This is a genomic window from Nonlabens sp. MB-3u-79, from assembly GCF_002831625.1.
Classification (GTDB): domain Bacteria; phylum Bacteroidota; class Bacteroidia; order Flavobacteriales; family Flavobacteriaceae; genus Nonlabens.
The window spans coordinates 433,781-450,682 of record NZ_CP025116.1; the positions used below are offsets into that span (position 1 = coordinate 433,781).

A 16,902-nucleotide genomic window follows, 5' to 3' on the forward strand; every position below is an offset into this window, starting at 1 on the left:
ATAACCGCAGGATCCAACCATTAGATAAGTTACTCAAATCGCATCGCCTTTACAGGGCTGATTTTACTGACGATCAAAGTAGGAATAATTAAAGCGATTAGACATACTACAAAAGTTCCTAAATTCAAGGCGATCACTTGCCACCACGAGATATAAACTGGCATCTCCGTCACATGGTAAGACTGAGGATCTAAGGTCAACGGACTGAAATAGAATTGAATTCCTATCAACCCTAAACCGATGACATTTCCTATCAACAGTCCTTTGAACACCAGATTCATGGCGTTATAAAGAAAGATCTTGCGCACCGTCCAGTTAGAGGCCCCTAAAGATTTGAGAACCCCAATCATGTTAGTACGGTCCAGAATAAGAACCAGTAATGCGGTAATCATATTTATAATTCCTACGATAAGAATGATCCCTATTATTCCAAAAATATTCCCATCTAATAATGCCAACCATTGAAAAATTGCTGGTAGTTCTTGTTCAATGGTTCTTGCGTTTAATTCTGAAGGCGTATTCAATTGGATCGCTCTTCCCACTTCATTAAGTCGATCAAAATCATTGATGAATATTTCAAACTTTCCTATCTGGTCGGCGTCCCATTTATTGATGCGCTGTATATTTCTAATATCTCCTATAATAAATTTAGAATCGTATTCTTCTAGTCCACTATCATAAATTCCTGAAACACTAAAAGCTCTTCCTATAGGTTCCTGACCGTTAGCTTTCATAAAGTAAGTTGGTGCCTTGTCCCCTACTTTTAGTTGTAAACGAGCAGCGATATCATCAGAAATAAGAATATCAAACGAAGTTTGCTCCTGGGCCACATCTGGCAATTTACCTTCTACTAAGAAGTCTTGTAAATAGTTCCAATCGTAATCACTTCCTACCCCTTTGAGAATGATCCCTTCAAAATCGGTTGCGGTACGTATCATTCCGCCTTTTGTAGCTACTGCTTGAATATGGGTAACTTCTGGTACAGCGGTAAAATCTGGATAGAAATCCTGATGACTAGAGATGGGTTTTATGGTCGTTATAGAGTTATTACGGTCATAAAACGACACACTTACATGACCATTAAAGGCACTTACCTTCTCTTTTATCTTTTTTTGAAGGCCCACGCCAGTGGCAATAGCTATTAGCATCACAATAATACCTATTGCAATTGCTGCTACTGCAATTTTTATAATCGGCGCACTTACGCTATTTTTATAACTTGTACTACTCTGTACCCTTTTAGCAATGAAATACTCTAGATTCACATTTTTTGATTCAATATTCAAATATACCATAATAGCTATGGTTGTAGGAATGACTTCCTGTAATTCTAAAACCAATGGTAACAATACCGCTACTTCTCCTCAAGAGGAAAAATTTGTTCTTGAAAAATACCAAGGCCAAAGGCTTCTCGTAGAAACCAATGATAACGAACCTATTCCGGCGGCTTATCTATTGGGAGAGTGGATTGAAAAACTCAAAGGAAAAAGAATTGCCTTAGTGGGAAATCAAACCAGTGTCGTAAAAACTGAAGATACCGTTATTTCTAAAGAATGGGATACTAGAGATAAATTGCGTTACGCACATCTCGTCGACACCTTACTAGCTCATGGAATAGACATCAAACGTGTTTTTGCTCCAGAGCACGGTTTTAGAGGCACTGAAGATGCTGGTGCCAGCATCAAAGATGGACTAGATGAACAAACCGGCATTCCTATCATTTCTCTTTATGGCAAAAACAAAAAGCCGTTTAAAGAACAACTGGAAGATGTAGATATCGTTTTATTTGACATTCAAGATGTGGGCGCTAGGTTCTACACCTATATATCTACCCTTCATTATGTAATGCAAGCTTGTGCAGAGTACGACAGCAAGCTCATTATCTTGGACCGTCCTAACCCTAACGGGCATTACATCGACGGCCCTATTCTAGAAAAAAAACATCAAAGCTTTGTGGGCATGCACCCAGTTCCTGTGGTACACGGTATGACTATAGGGGAATATGCGATGATGATTAATGGCGAAAACTGGCTGGGTAACAACCTACAAACTGACCTAGAAATTATCAAATGCAAGAATTATACGCATGCTACTCCCTACAGCATCCCTATCAAGCCATCTCCCAATTTACCTAACGATCAAGCTATAAATCTGTATCCTAGCCTTTGCTTTTTTGAAGGAACTGAAGTAAGTGTAGGACGTGGAACAGAAATGCAATTTCAAGTGTACGGGTCTCCTTCCTTAGGAAAATATACGGGCTTTTCCTTTACTCCAACGCCTAATGAAGGTTCTAAAAGACCTCCATTTAACGGGAAGAAATGCTTTGGAGTAGATCTTAGAGATTATAAAAAACTAGATCATTTAGAGTTGGACTTTTTAGTAGACGCTTTCGCGAAAGCGCCATCAAAACAAAACTTCTTTAACCCATTTTTTACCAAACTCGCTGGAACGACCCTCTTACAAGCTCAGATCGAAAAAGGTATGAGCGCACAAGAAATTGCAGCTACATGGGAGAAAGGACTTGAAAACTACCGAAAAATTAGATCAAAATACTTGCTGTACGAGTAATTCAAAGCTCTGGCTTAAAGCCTCTTTGTGATCAAAAGTAAAAAAGCCTGAATGTAGATACATTCAGGCTTTTTTAATAGTTCCTACGACAAATGCCTACTCATTCAGCATCTCCCACAAACGATCTTTCAATTCCATCAAGTTGATCTGAGATACAGAAGAAATAAACATATAAGGTGCCCCATTAAAAGCGCCTTCTTCATCGAGTCCTTCCCGCATTTGCTCGATCAATTCTTCATCCAGCATATCGCATTTAGAAATCACAACAAATCGCTCTTTATCCAGCATTTCTGGATTGTATTTTCTCAATTCGTTGACCAAAATATCATATTCAGCACTGATGTCATCAGAATCTGCTGGTACGAGAAATAACAAGGTAGAGTTACGTTCTATGTGTCTTAAAAAGCGGTGTCCTATTCCTTTACCTTCGGCAGCTCCTTCTATAATTCCAGGAATATCTGCAATAACAAAACTTTTAAAGTCTCGGTATTCTACAATTCCTAGATTGGGTTTTAGAGTGGTGAACTCATAGTTGGCAATCTTGGGCTTTGCTGAGGTAAGTACCGACAGCAAAGTTGATTTTCCAGCATTAGGAAATCCTACCAGACCTACATCAGCTAAGATCTTGAGCTCAAAAGTCACATCTAAGGCATTTCCATCCATCCCAGTTTGTGCATAACGAGGTGTTTGTCTAGTGGACGATTTGAAGTGCCAGTTACCACGACCACCTTTACCACCTTCACAGATGATGAATTCTTCTCCGTCTTCTAAGATTTCATGAACTATTTGACCAGTCTCTGTATCCTTGATGACCGTTCCTAAAGGAAGTTCGATAAAGATATCATCTCCATCTAATCCAGACCTGCGTTGCTTTGCTCCGTTTCCTCCTTGACCCCCTTTAAAGTGTCGTTTGTATTTAAAATGGTAAAGAGTCCAAAGATTCTTATTTCCTTTCAGGATAATATGCGCCCCGCGACCGCCATCACCGCCGTCAGGACCACCTTTCTCTACATATTTTTCTCTATGCAAGTGGGTACTTCCTTTACCGCCACGGCCAGATTCTACAGTTACTTTTGTATAATCTACAAAATTTCCTTCAGTCATAATTCCATTTTCAGTTGTCTGTTAGCGTTTCTTTGTTAACCGTTAACAGTCATTTTTACTATTTAAAATAATCTTTTGCCCTAATCCTTGTCGACAAAGCTTGTGCTCCAATCTGTTCAGTGCTAGAACTCCTATTTAAATTTCAAGTTCGAGTTCTTAAAGCTTATCAAACTCAACGCTCAAACGCTCTGTGATGGCGTCCATATCTCCTACTCCATCAACACCATAATATTTATTTTGTGCTGCGTAATAGTCTTTTAAAGGTGCGGTTTGTTGGTAATATACCGAGATACGGTCTTTGATCACCCCTTCATTAGCATCATCTGGGCGGCCGCTTTCTTTACCTCTTTCTAACAAACGTTCTACAAGAACCTCATCAGCCACTTCTAGAGCTACCATACCGTCAATTTTCTCGTTTTTTGAAGCTAATAATTGGTCCAATGCTTTTGCTTGTGCCTCTGTTCTTGGAAAACCGTCAAAAATAAAACCAGCAGCATCTGGTGTTTTTTCCACCTCAGCATTGAGCATTTTAATGGTCACCTCATCTGGAACTAGATTCCCTTTGTCCATAAAGGACTTTGCTAGTGTCCCTAATTCGGTGCCGTTTTTTATATTGTAACGGAACACGTCTCCTGTAGAGATGTGAACCAGTCCGTATTTATCTTTTAATCGAGTGGCCTGAGTTCCTTTTCCTGCTCCCGGAGGACCGAATAAAACGATGTTCTTCATGCGTTGTGTTTGTACGTAAAGTTCGGGCAAATTGCGCCCTAAATTATTATAATCCATGCCGTATCCCACGACAAATTTGTTTTCAATATTCTTTCCTACATAATCGATTTTTAACTCTCGATCATATACCTCAGGCTTAAAAAACAGCGTGGCTATTTTTAGGTCTTGAGGCTGGTATTGTTGTAGCTTTCGCGAAAGCGTCTCTATAGTCAACCCACTGTCCACTATGTCCTCCACGATGACAACGGTCCTCCCGACTAGATCAATATCCAGCTGGTCACCCAGTTCTACGACACCAGAGGAACTGGTTCCTTCATAGCTTTTGGCCCTTAAGAAGCTCACCTCACAATCGTGATGAAACTTACGAGTAAGATCTGCCAATACCATATAACTTCCGTTCAGAATCCCTAAAAAAATAGGGTTTTTACCCGCGAGATCTCTGTTGATCTGGTAGGCGAGGTTATCAATGGCAGCAGCTATTTCCAGCGCACTCAAAAAGGGTTTAAAATAAAGATCGTGGATCTTAATCACTACAAATACATTTTTTGCAAAGATAATGATTAGTAAACAGTATGCAGCAGGTGTTTACCTTAGATATCGGCACCTTTACATGGATGACATCAGTATAAAAACGAGTTGATTAGAGAACTCCATAGCTGTTCTTATTTAAGAACAACAAACCGCTTATATAGGAGTAATAGACCTGTTGCTCCTGCCAATTGATGTGCGAATTCAAATTCGAGTTCCAATTCAAGTTTCATTTGACTTTAACCGCTTATTTTTGAAAGATGAAACAGACACAATTCTCTTCAGATTTTACATTAGGAATTTTAGGCGGCGGTCAATTGGGCAAAATGATGCTTTACACCACCAGAAAGTGGGACATCACTACTTATGTCATGGATAAAGACGACAGCGCACCAGCTTTTCAGGGCTGCGATGTGTTCTTTGAAGGAGATATTATGGAGTATGAAGCGGTTATGGAATTTGGCGAGCAAGTAGATGTACTGACTATAGAAATAGAGAATGTAAATGTACAAGCCCTACAGGATCTAGAAGATAAAGGAATTGCTGTTTCTCCTAGTGCAAAAGTCCTCAACCTGATACGGAATAAAGCACGCCAAAAATCTTTTTACCAAGATCAAAACATCCCTACTGCAGCTTTTGAAGTCTATCCAAAACCACGCTTAGATCACGATAGAACCTATCCATTTATCTGGAAAAGTGCCGAAGGTGGTTACGACGGTAAAGGAGTAAAAGTGATTAGAAAAGCAAGCGATTTAAAGGATGTACCTCAAGTAGAATGTATCTATGAAGACATGGTAGATTTTGATCTGGAACTTGCGGTTATCGTTGCCCGCAATGCCCGTGGTGAAATGAAAACCTACCCAGTAGTAGAGATGGAATTCCACCCCGAAGCCAATCAGGTAGAATATGTCATCTGTCCGGCACGTATTGATAGCGGTATTTCTGATCGAGCAAGAGAACTGGCATTACAAGTTTCTGAAGCCTATGAGCATGTAGGCTTACTGGCTGTGGAACTGTTCCTTACTAAATCTGGCGAACTTCTAGTAAATGAAGTCGCTCCACGACCACATAACTCTGGTCATTACAGTATAGAAGGTGCGATCACTGACCAGTTTGAGCAACACATCAGGTGTGTCTGTAATTTGCCATTAGGCGCAACCGACAATACGGTGGCCAGTGTGATGGTGAATCTGGTAGGAGAAGAAGGTCATACAGGTGATGTGATTTACGACGGTATAGAAGATATTCTCGCTTTACCAGGGGTAACCCCTCATATTTACGGTAAAAAAGAAACCCGCCCTTATAGAAAAATGGGACATGTAACTGTTGTTGCAGATGACGTGATCAAAGCGCGCGAACTTGCTGAGATTGTCAAGAGCCGTATAAAAGTAGTAGCCGCGTCTGTTTAAGATAACCTAAACAGCTTTTCTAATCCAGTAGGAGATTTGCTCCAAGAGTAACTATTCACTTGTTACACCTGTTTATACATTAAAAGAAGGGCACGCGCACCTTTGCCCCGGTAAGTACACGCGCTCTGTTACCGTTCTGCTTATACCAGTACACACCTAAGAGACTCTGGTCAGCTATCTAGACCTTAAGGTTTGATAACAGACCGACACTTAACATAGATGCGGTGCGTTATAGACACTGGTTATTTTGATTTTATATATTTAATCAACTGTGACAAATAGCTTCCAATAAATGCGGAAGGGAGCGTGATAAACAGCGTTATTATTAATTCAAAAGGAAAAAGCTTATGTGTGCTCGAATCCTGAATAATACCAAACCCTATTCGACCAATAATACCCAATAGTACTCCGGCGGCAATTAATAAGGCTATTTCTTTAAGAATCTAAGTGTGTTCCCATTTTTAATTTTTAAAAAATACAAACCATTATTAAGCTCTGTGATATCTATCAGTTCCTCATTAGAAATGGTTCCTTTGCTCATTAGAGCGCCTGTGATAGAATAGATGGTATAATTTTCTAAATTAGTTAATCCCGTTATTTTAACATGCTTGTTTGCGGGGTTTGGAAACAATTTTATTTTTTCTTTAAACTCAAATTCACTGCTACTCAAACTTTGGTCTGTTGATCGTTCATAACTAAAACCTCCTCCTGCACCTCCAGATTGCCAAGAAGTAAATTTTAGATCTATATAAATATCATCTGTAATTAAATGCAAAACCATATCTTGATTTACTAAACTAGGCGGGTTACTTCCACTTGAATCTTCCCAGTTTTGAAAGGTCAACATGGCACTGTTGGAAGCTATCCCAATAGCCCATTCGGTATCTGCTGGACTAAAAAAGTCAGTGTAATTGGTTTCAGAAGCAATATTGAAGACTCCTTGATTGTTAGCCCTAGTAATCCAAACATTATTGTTGATCCTATCTTGATTGGTTGCTAAAAGCCAGTCTGCATTGTTTGCTTTTGTAAAAGTTATCCTAGCGCCAGTCCAAGTCGTTTGAGCCTTTAATTGAGTAATGCTCATTACTAACATCACTGCGGTGATCAAAATGTAATTTTTCTTCATGATACTATGTATTTAAAGGTTATTGTTCATTTTTTTTAGAGGTATTGTCCAGTAATAGCAGCCCAACTTGAAACCGCCTATTCATCCACCTACCCTAATTTTATTTTGTTTTTATTATTTTATAATTACAGCTTTAGTCTAAATCAATCACAACCAATCTCGTATGTTGGCCTTTTATTCATTCGGTACGACATGTTAAAAAACCTTCCCCAAATTCGGTACACACCTAAGTAAAATAGTCTTATAAATGGTGTGCTATATCTTGCTCCTGCTTTACAGAAGTTCATCCCTCTACTATTGCCCTTATATCCATATGGCATTTCATTCCTGCTTTTCAGATAAAATATTACTCTGTCCCAACTAGTCCTTTGACTTTTATCGGCAGGACGTTTTGCATTTTTCAAACCAAATAAAACATGCAGAGAAGAGAAAACTTCGGTTGATGATTCTATTGCGTCTGCAATGAGCGCATATGCATTGCCAAAGCATGCTGCTAACCCTTTCCTGAAGATAAACTAGTATTCCAAAATATGTGACCCGTATTGTAATTTACTCGTTGTTCAAAATCAGGTATTTAATTTTGCTCCAAGGTTAGGTAATCGGCACCCCCATTTCCACCACTAATGTCTATAAGTTCTATTTTTGTGGATGATTGTGATATAAAATCCCAATCATCATTTAAATCCTCAAAATCAATTATTAAGTTGAAATTGATGTTAAAGTCTAAATCCTCTTGACTATCGTCAGCACTATTACTATCTGTTATACTCCAGCTACCCACATAGTTATTAGTTCCATTGTTTGCATTTACCACCCCTGAACTGTTAAATGTAAATAGGTAGCCTGTAAAATGATTGGTTTCATCTGTGCCTGAATCTATAAATCTTGTTACACGCCAAGTGCCGCTTTGAAGATTACTTTGGACTTCAGCTTGAATTATATTATTTGGACTGTCATCGTCCGTATTGCAAGAAACGATTGTAAATAGGATGAATAGACAAGCCAAAATGGAAGTTTTAATGTGTTTCGTCTTCATAGTAAATTATTTTTACGGTAAAGGTTTTGACTCAATTTTTTTACTGGTTGCAGGCCTAAATTTGTATTTTAATTATTACGTGCTGGTACAACTAATTTAATAAATAAAAACCAAATAAAAAAACTGTATCTCGATAGCTATCAGTACTCGTAAGTAAGTTAAAGCCCGCCATTAATTTTACCAGTCTCCAGTTGGGTTTCTTTGTAGCGATGCTAAGAACCTTTGATTATTTCGTAATCATTTTTGAACATGCTCAACACTTCTAAGGAAGGGGTCATTTCGGTGGTTGGCACACCACTATCAGCAATGATGTTTCTCATATTTTGCGCCTTCTTATTTTTCCAAAAAGCGAGTTTTGTAAATCCAATAGCATAGACTTCTCCATTTTGTTGGAATGTTTGACGGTGGTAGACCCATTTATCATCCCAGCCTTCGACCGCAAGAGTTAAGGTATAGGTAGACCAGATCTTCAGGGGCTTCTTATAAATCAATTTTTGCGAACCAATGACTGGAAACATTCCTTTTTTAAAGGTGTTGTCATATAGTTTTGACCTGAATAAGATTTCTAATCTTATAAAATCCATAAAGTAAAAATATTTTGAGTTGGCCATATACTTTAAGGATTCGCAATCCAAGATACCGACTCTTTTAGTCCGTGTAAAATCGGACTCTAAATCCACTTTTTTCCAAAAAAACGTGGAACCAATAAAAATATAAAGAACATGTATCCAATAGTAAATCATAGCGCAGGGGTAAATTGAGTATTAAAGGAATCGAGGGGCACATAGCACAGAGCTTGTAAAAAGATCCTCACTATTCCTATCAACAGGAAGCTTTACAATATCCTTTACAAGCTCTATTCTATACACGTCTCAAGTTCCATTCCTATAGTTAGTAAAGGAACTAGTTAAAGGTATTCAATTTTATTCCAACCGGCGACTGTTTTTACAAACCTTCCATTTCAGTGCTTTTTGGCGGACCATCAATTGGCTCATTTTCCTTTTTCAGATAGGTATCTAAAAACTTTAGAATGCTGCTATAGGCTTCTATTTGATTTTCCTTTTTAACAAAACCATGACCTTCATCTTCAAACAAGACATATTCTACTGGAACACCATTTTTTCTAACCCCAGCAACAATCTCATCACTCTCTACTTGTAAGACTCTTGGATCTTGAGAACCTTGTAAAACAATTAATGGTTTGGTTACTTTATCGGTATGAAATAAAGGCGAGATGCGTTTTAATCTAACAGAATCTACCGAAAAAGGATCCCCCAATTCGAGGTATAAAGATTTTCTTTGGGACTCCCAATAAGGAGGAATGCTCTTTAATGTTCTTATCCAGTTCGTGACACCAAAAAGGTTGACACCTACATCAAATTCTTCTGGAGTGTAAGTTAATGCCGCCATAGTCATGTATCCACCATAAGAACCTCCTATAATACCTATTTTATCGGCGTCAATTGCTGTTTGTGAAGCCAACCAGTTTTTACCTTCTACACAGTCTTGCAAATCTTTTTCACCGTGATTAAGATCATCCATTTGATAAAATGTTTTTCCGTAACCACTACTACCTCGATTATTAACCGCTAAAACCGCATAACCATGATTGACCATATATTGAATAAGTGAATTAAAGCCTTGACGGGTTTGTCCACCAGGACCTCCATGAACCATAACCATTGCGGGCACTTTTTTTTCTGAAGACGCTTGAAGTGGCAAGTAATAAATCGCAGGGATTTCAACACCATCAAAGGATTTAAAACGAATCACTTTTGCGGTCACTAAATCTTCCACATCTATAGCGTCATTAAGAACATCAGTTAGTTGGTACTGTTCTTTAGTTTCTATATTATAGGTATATAAGTCTGATGGCACATTAGAACCGCCAACATACATACGCATCCATTTTTCGTCATTGCTAAAACCTACACTAGTGATGCTCTTATCTTTAAAATCTGGCAAATCTATAGGCTTCATCGTTTGAGCATCTACAACTTCAATGGCATTTTTACCATCCTCATTGACATAAACAACCCTATAACTTCCTTCAGAAGTAAAACCACTACCCATGATATCCCATGATTTTTCCAGCACTTTTTGCTTTTCTTGAGAAGCTAAATCATAAGACATTAAATAGGAGAATTCACTGCCATCATCTGTGGTATAATAGAATTTAGAATTGTCATTGGAAAAATCTTGAAATGAATTTTTACTTTGGTAGGAATTAATTTTAATCATTTCTTCTGTCTTAACATCATAAAGAAACAAGTCGCTATCATTGGTATTTAAGGATTTTCTCAGTGCAAAATAATTCTCATCAGTAGACATTCCTGAAAAGTTGAGCCCACTATCATCTTGATAAATCATTTCAGAAGAAAAGTCATCAATGGACATTTTATACACGTCAAAATATCTTGGATTCCTTTTGTTAGAGCCAAAATACAAATACTGTTCGTCTTTTGACCAGCCATAAAAACTGGCTTTAGCACCTTTTGCTGGGGTAATATCTGTTACAACACCATCTAAATCTCTAACGAACAGATGGTCTATTTCATCACCATTACCGTCGGCACTCCATAGCATTCTATTGTCATTTGGAAAATAAGATTCTGCTATTATGGAGGTGCTGTCTGAAGCTGTAATCGCTGTCATTTCTCCGCCTTTAGCAGGAATAGTATACACATTATTAATTCCAGAACGGTTGCTGGTAATAAGTAAACTGCTGTTATCTGCTGAAAAACTTCCTCCACCTACAGCTTCATTATCCATGAATTGTTCAATGGTATACTGCTTAATATCTCGATCCACCGTCGCTTTGTCTGTGGAGTCTTCTTTACAAGAAAAAAGCAGTACCAATAAGCAACATCCTAAAAGCTTTGTTTTCATAATAATAGTATTTAATTAGTTCATTAAAAATACACTATTTCAATGAATAACTGATTTTCAAGCTTTTAAAAGGCAGCGCCTATAAGATGAGGCACCTCATTATGAGTTGATGAGCAACTGATGGAACAAGAAAAGACCAATAGAAACTCCATAGGAGCATCTGTGCTTGTCTGAATTTTTAAGTAAGCCCAACTCCTTGCCGAAAAGCTCCACTTGTCCTTCCCACTTCAACTGACATGCTTTTCCAAACCCAGTAAAATTCTACATTTACTAATCCCTCATCTTTCATTTTTCATCCAGTTTCTTCCATTCCAGATCTGGAAAACAATTCTTTAAACTGGTAAAAGAAGCGTTCCAGAAGTCGCGAGTCTTCGGTAACCGTTTCAGCTACGACCTTGGTTTCTTGATACAGCTTGATTTCATTTTGATACGAAGTGATTAAGCTGTCGGACAAGGCTACTTGCACATAGTAAAAACCATTTTTATCAGGCACTTGAGAGATGCTGCTTACTTTTCCTTCTACCACTCCAAACTCTGCTTCAGGAAAGTTTTGCAGCTTGAGGTAGGTTTTTTGACCCACTTTCAATTTTCCAGAATTCCATACCGGTGTTTTTAATACTGCGATATAGGATTGATACTCTTTTGGAAACACGGTGAATAAAAGGTCGCCTTGTACCACTTGCTGGTTTTCGCTCCAGTTTTGAGTAAAGCCCAACCTGCCCTTTAAAGTCGCTCTTAAAATGTACAGTTGTTCGTAATTACGCACAGCCTTTTTGAGTTGAGTAAAGGATTGGATCACTGATTTATACAATTGCAACTCTTCTTTGGTACGGTTGATTTTAATACCTTCTAGCGAGCTGGAGGTATTGCTCAACTGGTTCCTGAGCTGGGAGATACTCGCATCAACACTTTGATAAGCCCTTCTATTTTGCGCATATTCCAATTGTTTTAACTCGTACTCTTGGGCCGACACCACTCCTTTTTCAAAAAGTGCTTTGCTGCGATCCAGTTCTTTCTTTTTAAAGTCTAATTCTGTTTTTTGTATCCGCTTTCGCGAAAGCGTATTTCTCAACTGCACCTGTAACTGCATTCTAGTAGATCGATTTGCTATAGCATCGTTGTCAAAGGGTTGCAACTCCTTATTGAGCTGGTACTGCATATAGGCATTTTCAAAAGCAGCAAAAGGCGCTTCAAGGTCACCCAAAAACAGAATGGGCAAACTATCTAAAGGAAATTGGAAGTACTTTTTATCATAAGACACTGTATCCAGCACCTGTTCTAACCAGAGTACATCTTTATAATTTGCAGCATTTTGAAGCACCGCTAGCAGCTCGCCAGTTTCAACTTCTTGGTCATTGACCACTAACAAATGTTGAATCATGGAGTTGATCTTGCTGTATTCTTTTTGTGGTGGCACTTGGGTGGTGATGATACCTTGTGACACGATAATATCTGGATACTTGACCCACCAAGAAATAAATAAAAGCAGTACGATCAGAATTAAAAACAAGGCGTTCCCATACCTGAGCATACTGCTAGGCACCTTAGTGAGTATTTCCTGTACTTCCTCACTTCGCAATTCTATGTCTTTTAATTGGTCTGGCATATTAATTTTCCGCGCAAGCGGAAATCTCATTTAATTTGTCAAGCCGTTTCATAACGGCTTTGCTATATTTTATCTTTATTTTTATTAAAACCGAAACCTTTTCCCCTGCCCTGAAGGGTGAGGTTTCTACATTGTTATAAATCCATATTCCATATTCTCTAATCGGTATTTAGTATTTAAAAAACCCATCTGTCCTGCGGACATCTTCCCTTTGGGAAGGTTTAGGGATGGGCTTTAACTTCCTAACTCCAACTGATTCTTAACCAGGTGATAGTAGTCGCCTTTTAAAGCAATCAAACTTTCATGAGTACCTTGTTCTGCTATTTTTCCTTGATCTAAAACTACGATTTGATCTGCATTTTTTACGGTACTCAGTCGGTGAGCAATGACCAATACGGTTTTGTTTTTGAAAAAAATGTTGAGTTTGTCCATGATCACTTTTTCGTTATTGGCGTCTAGTGCGCTGGTAGCCTCGTCAAAAAACAGGAAATCCGGATTTTTATATACTGCTCTAGCTATTAGTAAACGTTGTTTCTGTCCTGTACTGAGTCCGATACCTTCCATACCTATTTGGGTGTTGTAGGAAAGCGGTAAGGACTCTATATATTCTTTAATGTTTGCTACGTCTATGGCGTGTGCTAATTTTTTCTTATCGATATAATCATCCCCCACGGCAATGTTATGAGCAATACTGTCATTAAAAATATAACCTTCTTGCAGGACGACACCGCAACTTTCTCGCCAGGCACTTTGCGAGATATTCTTCAAGTTGTGCTGTCCTACTTTAATCTTTCCTTCCAAAGGATCGTAGAATTTGAGCAGCATTTTCATTAAAGTGGTTTTACCGCTACCGCTAACCCCAACAATTGCAGTTACTTTATTAGCTGGAATAGTTAGATTCAATTCTTGCAATACCAGCTGTTCACTTCCAATATAGCGGTAGGACAAGTTTTCTAAGCTGATGTCTTCATCTGTGGAGTAGTCACTTATTTTTTGAGCCGGATCTGACTCTTCATCTTCTTTATTATGGATCTCCCCTAATCGTTCTAAAGAGATTTTGGCATCTTGCCATTCTTTAATAAAACCGATCAATTGCCCTATGGGTGCATTGAGTTGGCCGACTATATAACTGATGGCAAGCATCATCCCTAAAGTAATGTCCCCCGAAATTACCAAAGTAGCCGATAATACTGTAATGATAATATTCTTCAACTCATTAATGAATCCAGATCCTACCGACTGGTATTGCTCTAGTGCCAGCCCTTCCACGGCAACTTTATACAATCGAGCTTGTGTAAATTCCCAGTTCCAGCGCTTGCGTTTCTCTGCATTGTGCAGTTTGATATCTTGCATGCCATTGATGATTTCGATGACCTTGCTTTGCTCCTGACTGACTTGTGCAAAGCGCTTATAATCGAGGTCTTTGCGTTTCTTTAAAAAAATGACAATCCATAAAAAATACAGCAGGCTACCCAATGCAAATACCCCAAAAATACTAAGGTTGTAATACAGCAACACGATAGAAAAAACCACCAAATTTACCATAGAAAATAACACGTCTAGTGATGATGTGGTGAGAATACGCTCCACACGCCTATGATCATTGATGCGCTGTAATATATCTCCTGTTACTCTCGAATCAAAAAAAGCAATAGGCAATTTCATTAACTTGATAAAAAAGTCAGATACGAGTGAAATATTAATTCGCGTGCTGATATGCAACAAAATCCAACTGCGCACCACCTGAATAGCGGTGCGACCAATAAATAACGCCAATTGAGCAAAAAGCACTAAATAAATAAATGGAACATCTTGGTTTTTAATTCCTATGTCAACAATGCTTTGGGTTAAGAAAGGAAAGATCAATTGCAATATACTGGCAGCTATCAAGCCTAAAACCAGTTGCCATAAATACTTTTTGTATTTAAAAACATATCGGGACAGTATGGAGAAACCAAATTCCTTTTTCTCATCCCCAGCATTTTCTTGTTCATATAAAGCAGGCGTAGGCTCTAGTAATAAGGCGATTCCTTCTTCTGTTTCCCTACTTGCATCTTTACCTATCCAATGGTCTAGGAATTCTCTTTGGGTGTATTTTAAAAGACCGTGTGCTGGGTCTGAGATGTGGTAAATATTCCCATCTTCCGTCTTCCCAAAGGGAAGAAACTTTTTAGATGCAGACACTTTATAAAGCACCACGTAATGATTCTTATTCCAGTGAAGTATACAAGGTAGTGGTGCTTCTTCTAATTTTTGAGCATCGATTTTTACGCCTAAGGATCTAAAGCCTATCGCTTCAGCCGCATTGCTTACACCTTGTAAATTACTTCCTGTTCTTATGGTCTCAGAAAGTATTCTTAAGCGTTGTATGTTTATGGATTGTTGATAATGTCTGGCTATGATTTTAAGGCAGGTGGGACCACAGTCTTTTTGGTCTAATTGTTTATAGTGTGTAAAATTTTTAATCATTTTCTTTAACTAAGTCCTTTAAACCTAAATATTTTATCTCTTTTAATTTGTCAAGCCGTTGCATAAAGGCGTTGCTATTTTCTATTCCAATTTCAATATTTCTTTACCAATCACCAATCTTGTAACAATGCTTTAGAACCGGCAGTTTCCGCATCAAGTGCGGAAATTCATGATTTTTACTTACATACTTCTATATTATTTATACAAAACCCATCTGTCCTGCGGACATCTTCCCTAAGGGAAGAGTTTTATTTTTAAATCTCTTTTAATTTGTCAAGCCGTTGCATAAAGGCTTTGCTATATTTTATCTTTATTTTTATTTTTATTAAAACCGAAACCTTTTCCCCTGCCCTGAAGGGTGAGGTTTCTACATTGTTATAAATCCATATTCCATATTCTCTAATCGGTATTTAGTATTTAAAAAACCCATCTGTCCTGCGAACATCTTCCCTAAGGGAAGGTTTAGGGATGAGCTTTAACTTCCCAACTCCAACTGATTATTAACCAGGTGATAGTAGTCGCCTTTTAAAGAGCGTAAGCATGCCTCTTCATAACAGCCAACTTATTATTGTATATCAAGTATTTTAGTTACTTTTATATTGGAATAACATTTATGTTGTTTTGGTTTTAGCGAACCTGTGAGGGCCTTTACTTAGTAGAGGCTCTTACTTTTTAAAGTTTTTAAGTCGGTGTCAATTAATTTTAATTATTCATAGACATTCTGATAAATCGAAGAACTTATAAGTCCTGGAAAAGAAAGAGCTCCCCATCTCATCTGCTTTTTTTTATAAATGATACCTTACAAGTACTCCTGCATTCACAATACCTCCCAACGGAATAGCACTATAAGTAGAGACTAATCTCAATCCATAGTTCAGTTTGTATGCAGTTCTAAATACTGTCTGAACTCCTAAATCCAATCCAAAACCTTTATTTTTCTCTAGAATTATATCTTCACTAAAATGCAAATAAGAGAAGCCCGTGATAGCTTCAAACTTGAAGTTGTCAAAATTCCCAAAAGCGTAGTTTATCTGAAGCCCAAACTTGCCCAAATCATAGCTCCTTGAATCTTTGTTATCCATAGCAGCTTGAGATGCTGATACCCCTATTGAAATATCCTGATGAATACGATAGCTAAATTGCCCTCCATAATTCAATCCACCATCTTCTCTAACCAATTGCTGATTTAAATGTATATCAACAAAAAATACCGATTGAGAATACGTAGTCACTGCTAACATAAAAGCAACAAGTAAGGTGGTATAAAATCTGACAGAATTCATTGATGGTCTGGTTGAGTGTTGGACATTATTACTTTTGTTTATGATTGTAAATGTAAGGGCATGATGCGCTAATATGCAAATTCTTATTGTCGACATTCATGAATAACGAGTCTTTTTTAATGATTTTAAAGTACTAAAATCATAAAAAAGGATTA

Annotated in this window: 12 protein-coding genes and 1 pseudogene; 2 read left to right on the forward strand and 11 right to left on the reverse strand. The window is 37.9% G+C overall.

Annotated features, from left to right (window positions below; all coding sequences use genetic code 11):
* Window positions 1–29 precede the first annotated feature (29 nt).
* Window positions 30–1,295: an ABC transporter permease gene (locus CW736_RS01980; RefSeq protein WP_232735391.1), complete on the reverse strand. Its 1,266-nt coding sequence runs from the start codon at window positions 1,293–1,295 to the stop codon at window positions 30–32.
* A gap of 7 nt (window positions 1,296–1,302) precedes the next feature.
* Here CW736_RS01980 and CW736_RS01985 point away from each other — a divergent pair, with 7 nt between their 5' ends.
* On the forward strand, window positions 1,303–2,568 hold the full coding sequence (locus CW736_RS01985) for an exo-beta-N-acetylmuramidase NamZ domain-containing protein (RefSeq protein ID WP_101012318.1): 1,266 nt from the start codon (window positions 1,303–1,305) through the stop codon (window positions 2,566–2,568).
* A gap of 96 nt (window positions 2,569–2,664) precedes the next feature.
* Here CW736_RS01985 and obgE read toward each other — a convergent pair whose 3' ends face one another.
* Both obgE and CW736_RS01995 read right to left on the reverse strand, forming a co-directional pair.
* Window positions 2,665–3,672, reverse strand: coding sequence for a GTPase ObgE (gene obgE / locus CW736_RS01990; RefSeq protein ID WP_101012319.1), 1,008 nt, complete (start codon window positions 3,670–3,672; stop codon window positions 2,665–2,667).
* A 156-nt stretch (window positions 3,673–3,828) separates the two neighbouring features.
* Entirely contained in the window at window positions 3,829–4,932 is a 1,104-nt protein-coding gene (locus CW736_RS01995) for an adenylate kinase (protein ID WP_101012320.1), read from the reverse strand.
* 257 nt (window positions 4,933–5,189) lie between these two features.
* Between CW736_RS01995 and purK the strand changes: the two genes are divergently transcribed.
* Window positions 5,190–6,338 carry a 5-(carboxyamino)imidazole ribonucleotide synthase gene (gene purK, locus CW736_RS02000; RefSeq protein ID WP_101012321.1) on the forward strand — a complete coding sequence of 383 codons (1,149 nt, stop codon included), beginning with the start codon at window positions 5,190–5,192 and terminating at the stop codon, window positions 6,336–6,338.
* A gap of 427 nt (window positions 6,339–6,765) precedes the next feature.
* Here the strand turns inward: purK and CW736_RS02005 are convergent, their stop codons facing one another.
* From CW736_RS02005 to CW736_RS02040, 8 genes and pseudogenes are all read right to left on the reverse strand, one after another.
* Window positions 6,766–7,464, reverse strand: a complete 699-nt coding sequence (locus CW736_RS02005; protein ID WP_101012322.1) for a T9SS type A sorting domain-containing protein — start codon at window positions 7,462–7,464, stop codon at window positions 6,766–6,768.
* 371 nt (window positions 7,465–7,835) lie between these two features.
* A pseudogene (locus CW736_RS14245) lies at window positions 7,836–7,967 on the reverse strand (cation-efflux pump); the annotation flags it as partial.
* Window positions 7,968–8,038: 71 nt separating this feature from the next.
* Window positions 8,039–8,500 carry an META domain-containing protein gene (locus tag CW736_RS02015; protein WP_101012323.1) on the reverse strand — a complete coding sequence of 154 codons (462 nt, stop codon included), beginning with the start codon at window positions 8,498–8,500 and terminating at the stop codon, window positions 8,039–8,041.
* A gap of 212 nt (window positions 8,501–8,712) precedes the next feature.
* A complete protein-coding gene (locus CW736_RS02020) occupies window positions 8,713–9,243 on the reverse strand; it encodes an acyl-CoA thioesterase (protein ID WP_101012324.1) in 531 nt (176 codons plus the stop codon).
* Window positions 9,244–9,445: 202 nt separating this feature from the next.
* The gene (locus CW736_RS02025) at window positions 9,446–11,389 is read right to left on the reverse strand and encodes a S9 family peptidase (RefSeq protein ID WP_101012325.1); all 1,944 of its coding nucleotides are present in this window, start codon (window positions 11,387–11,389) and stop codon (window positions 9,446–9,448) included.
* A gap of 292 nt (window positions 11,390–11,681) precedes the next feature.
* Window positions 11,682–13,025 (reverse strand): HlyD family efflux transporter periplasmic adaptor subunit, encoded by a 1,344-nt coding sequence (locus CW736_RS02030; protein ID WP_232735393.1) that lies wholly within the window; start codon window positions 13,023–13,025, stop codon window positions 11,682–11,684.
* A 204-nt stretch (window positions 13,026–13,229) separates the two neighbouring features.
* On the reverse strand, window positions 13,230–15,461 hold the full coding sequence (locus CW736_RS02035; protein ID WP_101014992.1) for a peptidase domain-containing ABC transporter: 2,232 nt from the start codon (window positions 15,459–15,461) through the stop codon (window positions 13,230–13,232).
* 788 nt (window positions 15,462–16,249) lie between these two features.
* The gene (locus tag CW736_RS02040; protein ID WP_157810863.1) at window positions 16,250–16,747 is read right to left on the reverse strand and encodes a hypothetical protein; all 498 of its coding nucleotides are present in this window, start codon (window positions 16,745–16,747) and stop codon (window positions 16,250–16,252) included.
* Between the last annotated feature and the right edge of the window lie 155 nt (window positions 16,748–16,902).

Coding starts and splice junctions, on each gene's coding strand:
- CW736_RS01980 (WP_232735391.1), bottom strand. CDS start 1,295: ATGGTATATTTGAATATTGAATCAAAAAATGTGAATCTAGAGTATTTC.
- CW736_RS01985 (WP_101012318.1), top strand. CDS start 1,303: ATGGTTGTAGGAATGACTTCCTGTAATTCTAAAACCAATGGTAACAAT.
- obgE (WP_101012319.1), bottom strand. CDS start 3,672: ATGACTGAAGGAAATTTTGTAGATTATACAAAAGTAACTGTAGAATCT.
- purK (WP_101012321.1), top strand. CDS start 5,190: ATGAAACAGACACAATTCTCTTCAGATTTTACATTAGGAATTTTAGGC.
- CW736_RS02005 (WP_101012322.1), bottom strand. CDS start 7,464: ATGAAGAAAAATTACATTTTGATCACCGCAGTGATGTTAGTAATGAGC.
- CW736_RS02015 (WP_101012323.1), bottom strand. CDS start 8,500: ATGAAGACGAAACACATTAAAACTTCCATTTTGGCTTGTCTATTCATC.
- CW736_RS02020 (WP_101012324.1), bottom strand. CDS start 9,243: ATGATTTACTATTGGATACATGTTCTTTATATTTTTATTGGTTCCACG.
- CW736_RS02025 (WP_101012325.1), bottom strand. CDS start 11,389: ATGAAAACAAAGCTTTTAGGATGTTGCTTATTGGTACTGCTTTTTTCT.
- CW736_RS02030 (WP_232735393.1), bottom strand. CDS start 13,025: ATGAGATTTCCGCTTGCGCGGAAAATTAATATGCCAGACCAATTAAAA.
- CW736_RS02040 (WP_157810863.1), bottom strand. CDS start 16,747: ATGAATTCTGTCAGATTTTATACCACCTTACTTGTTGCTTTTATGTTA.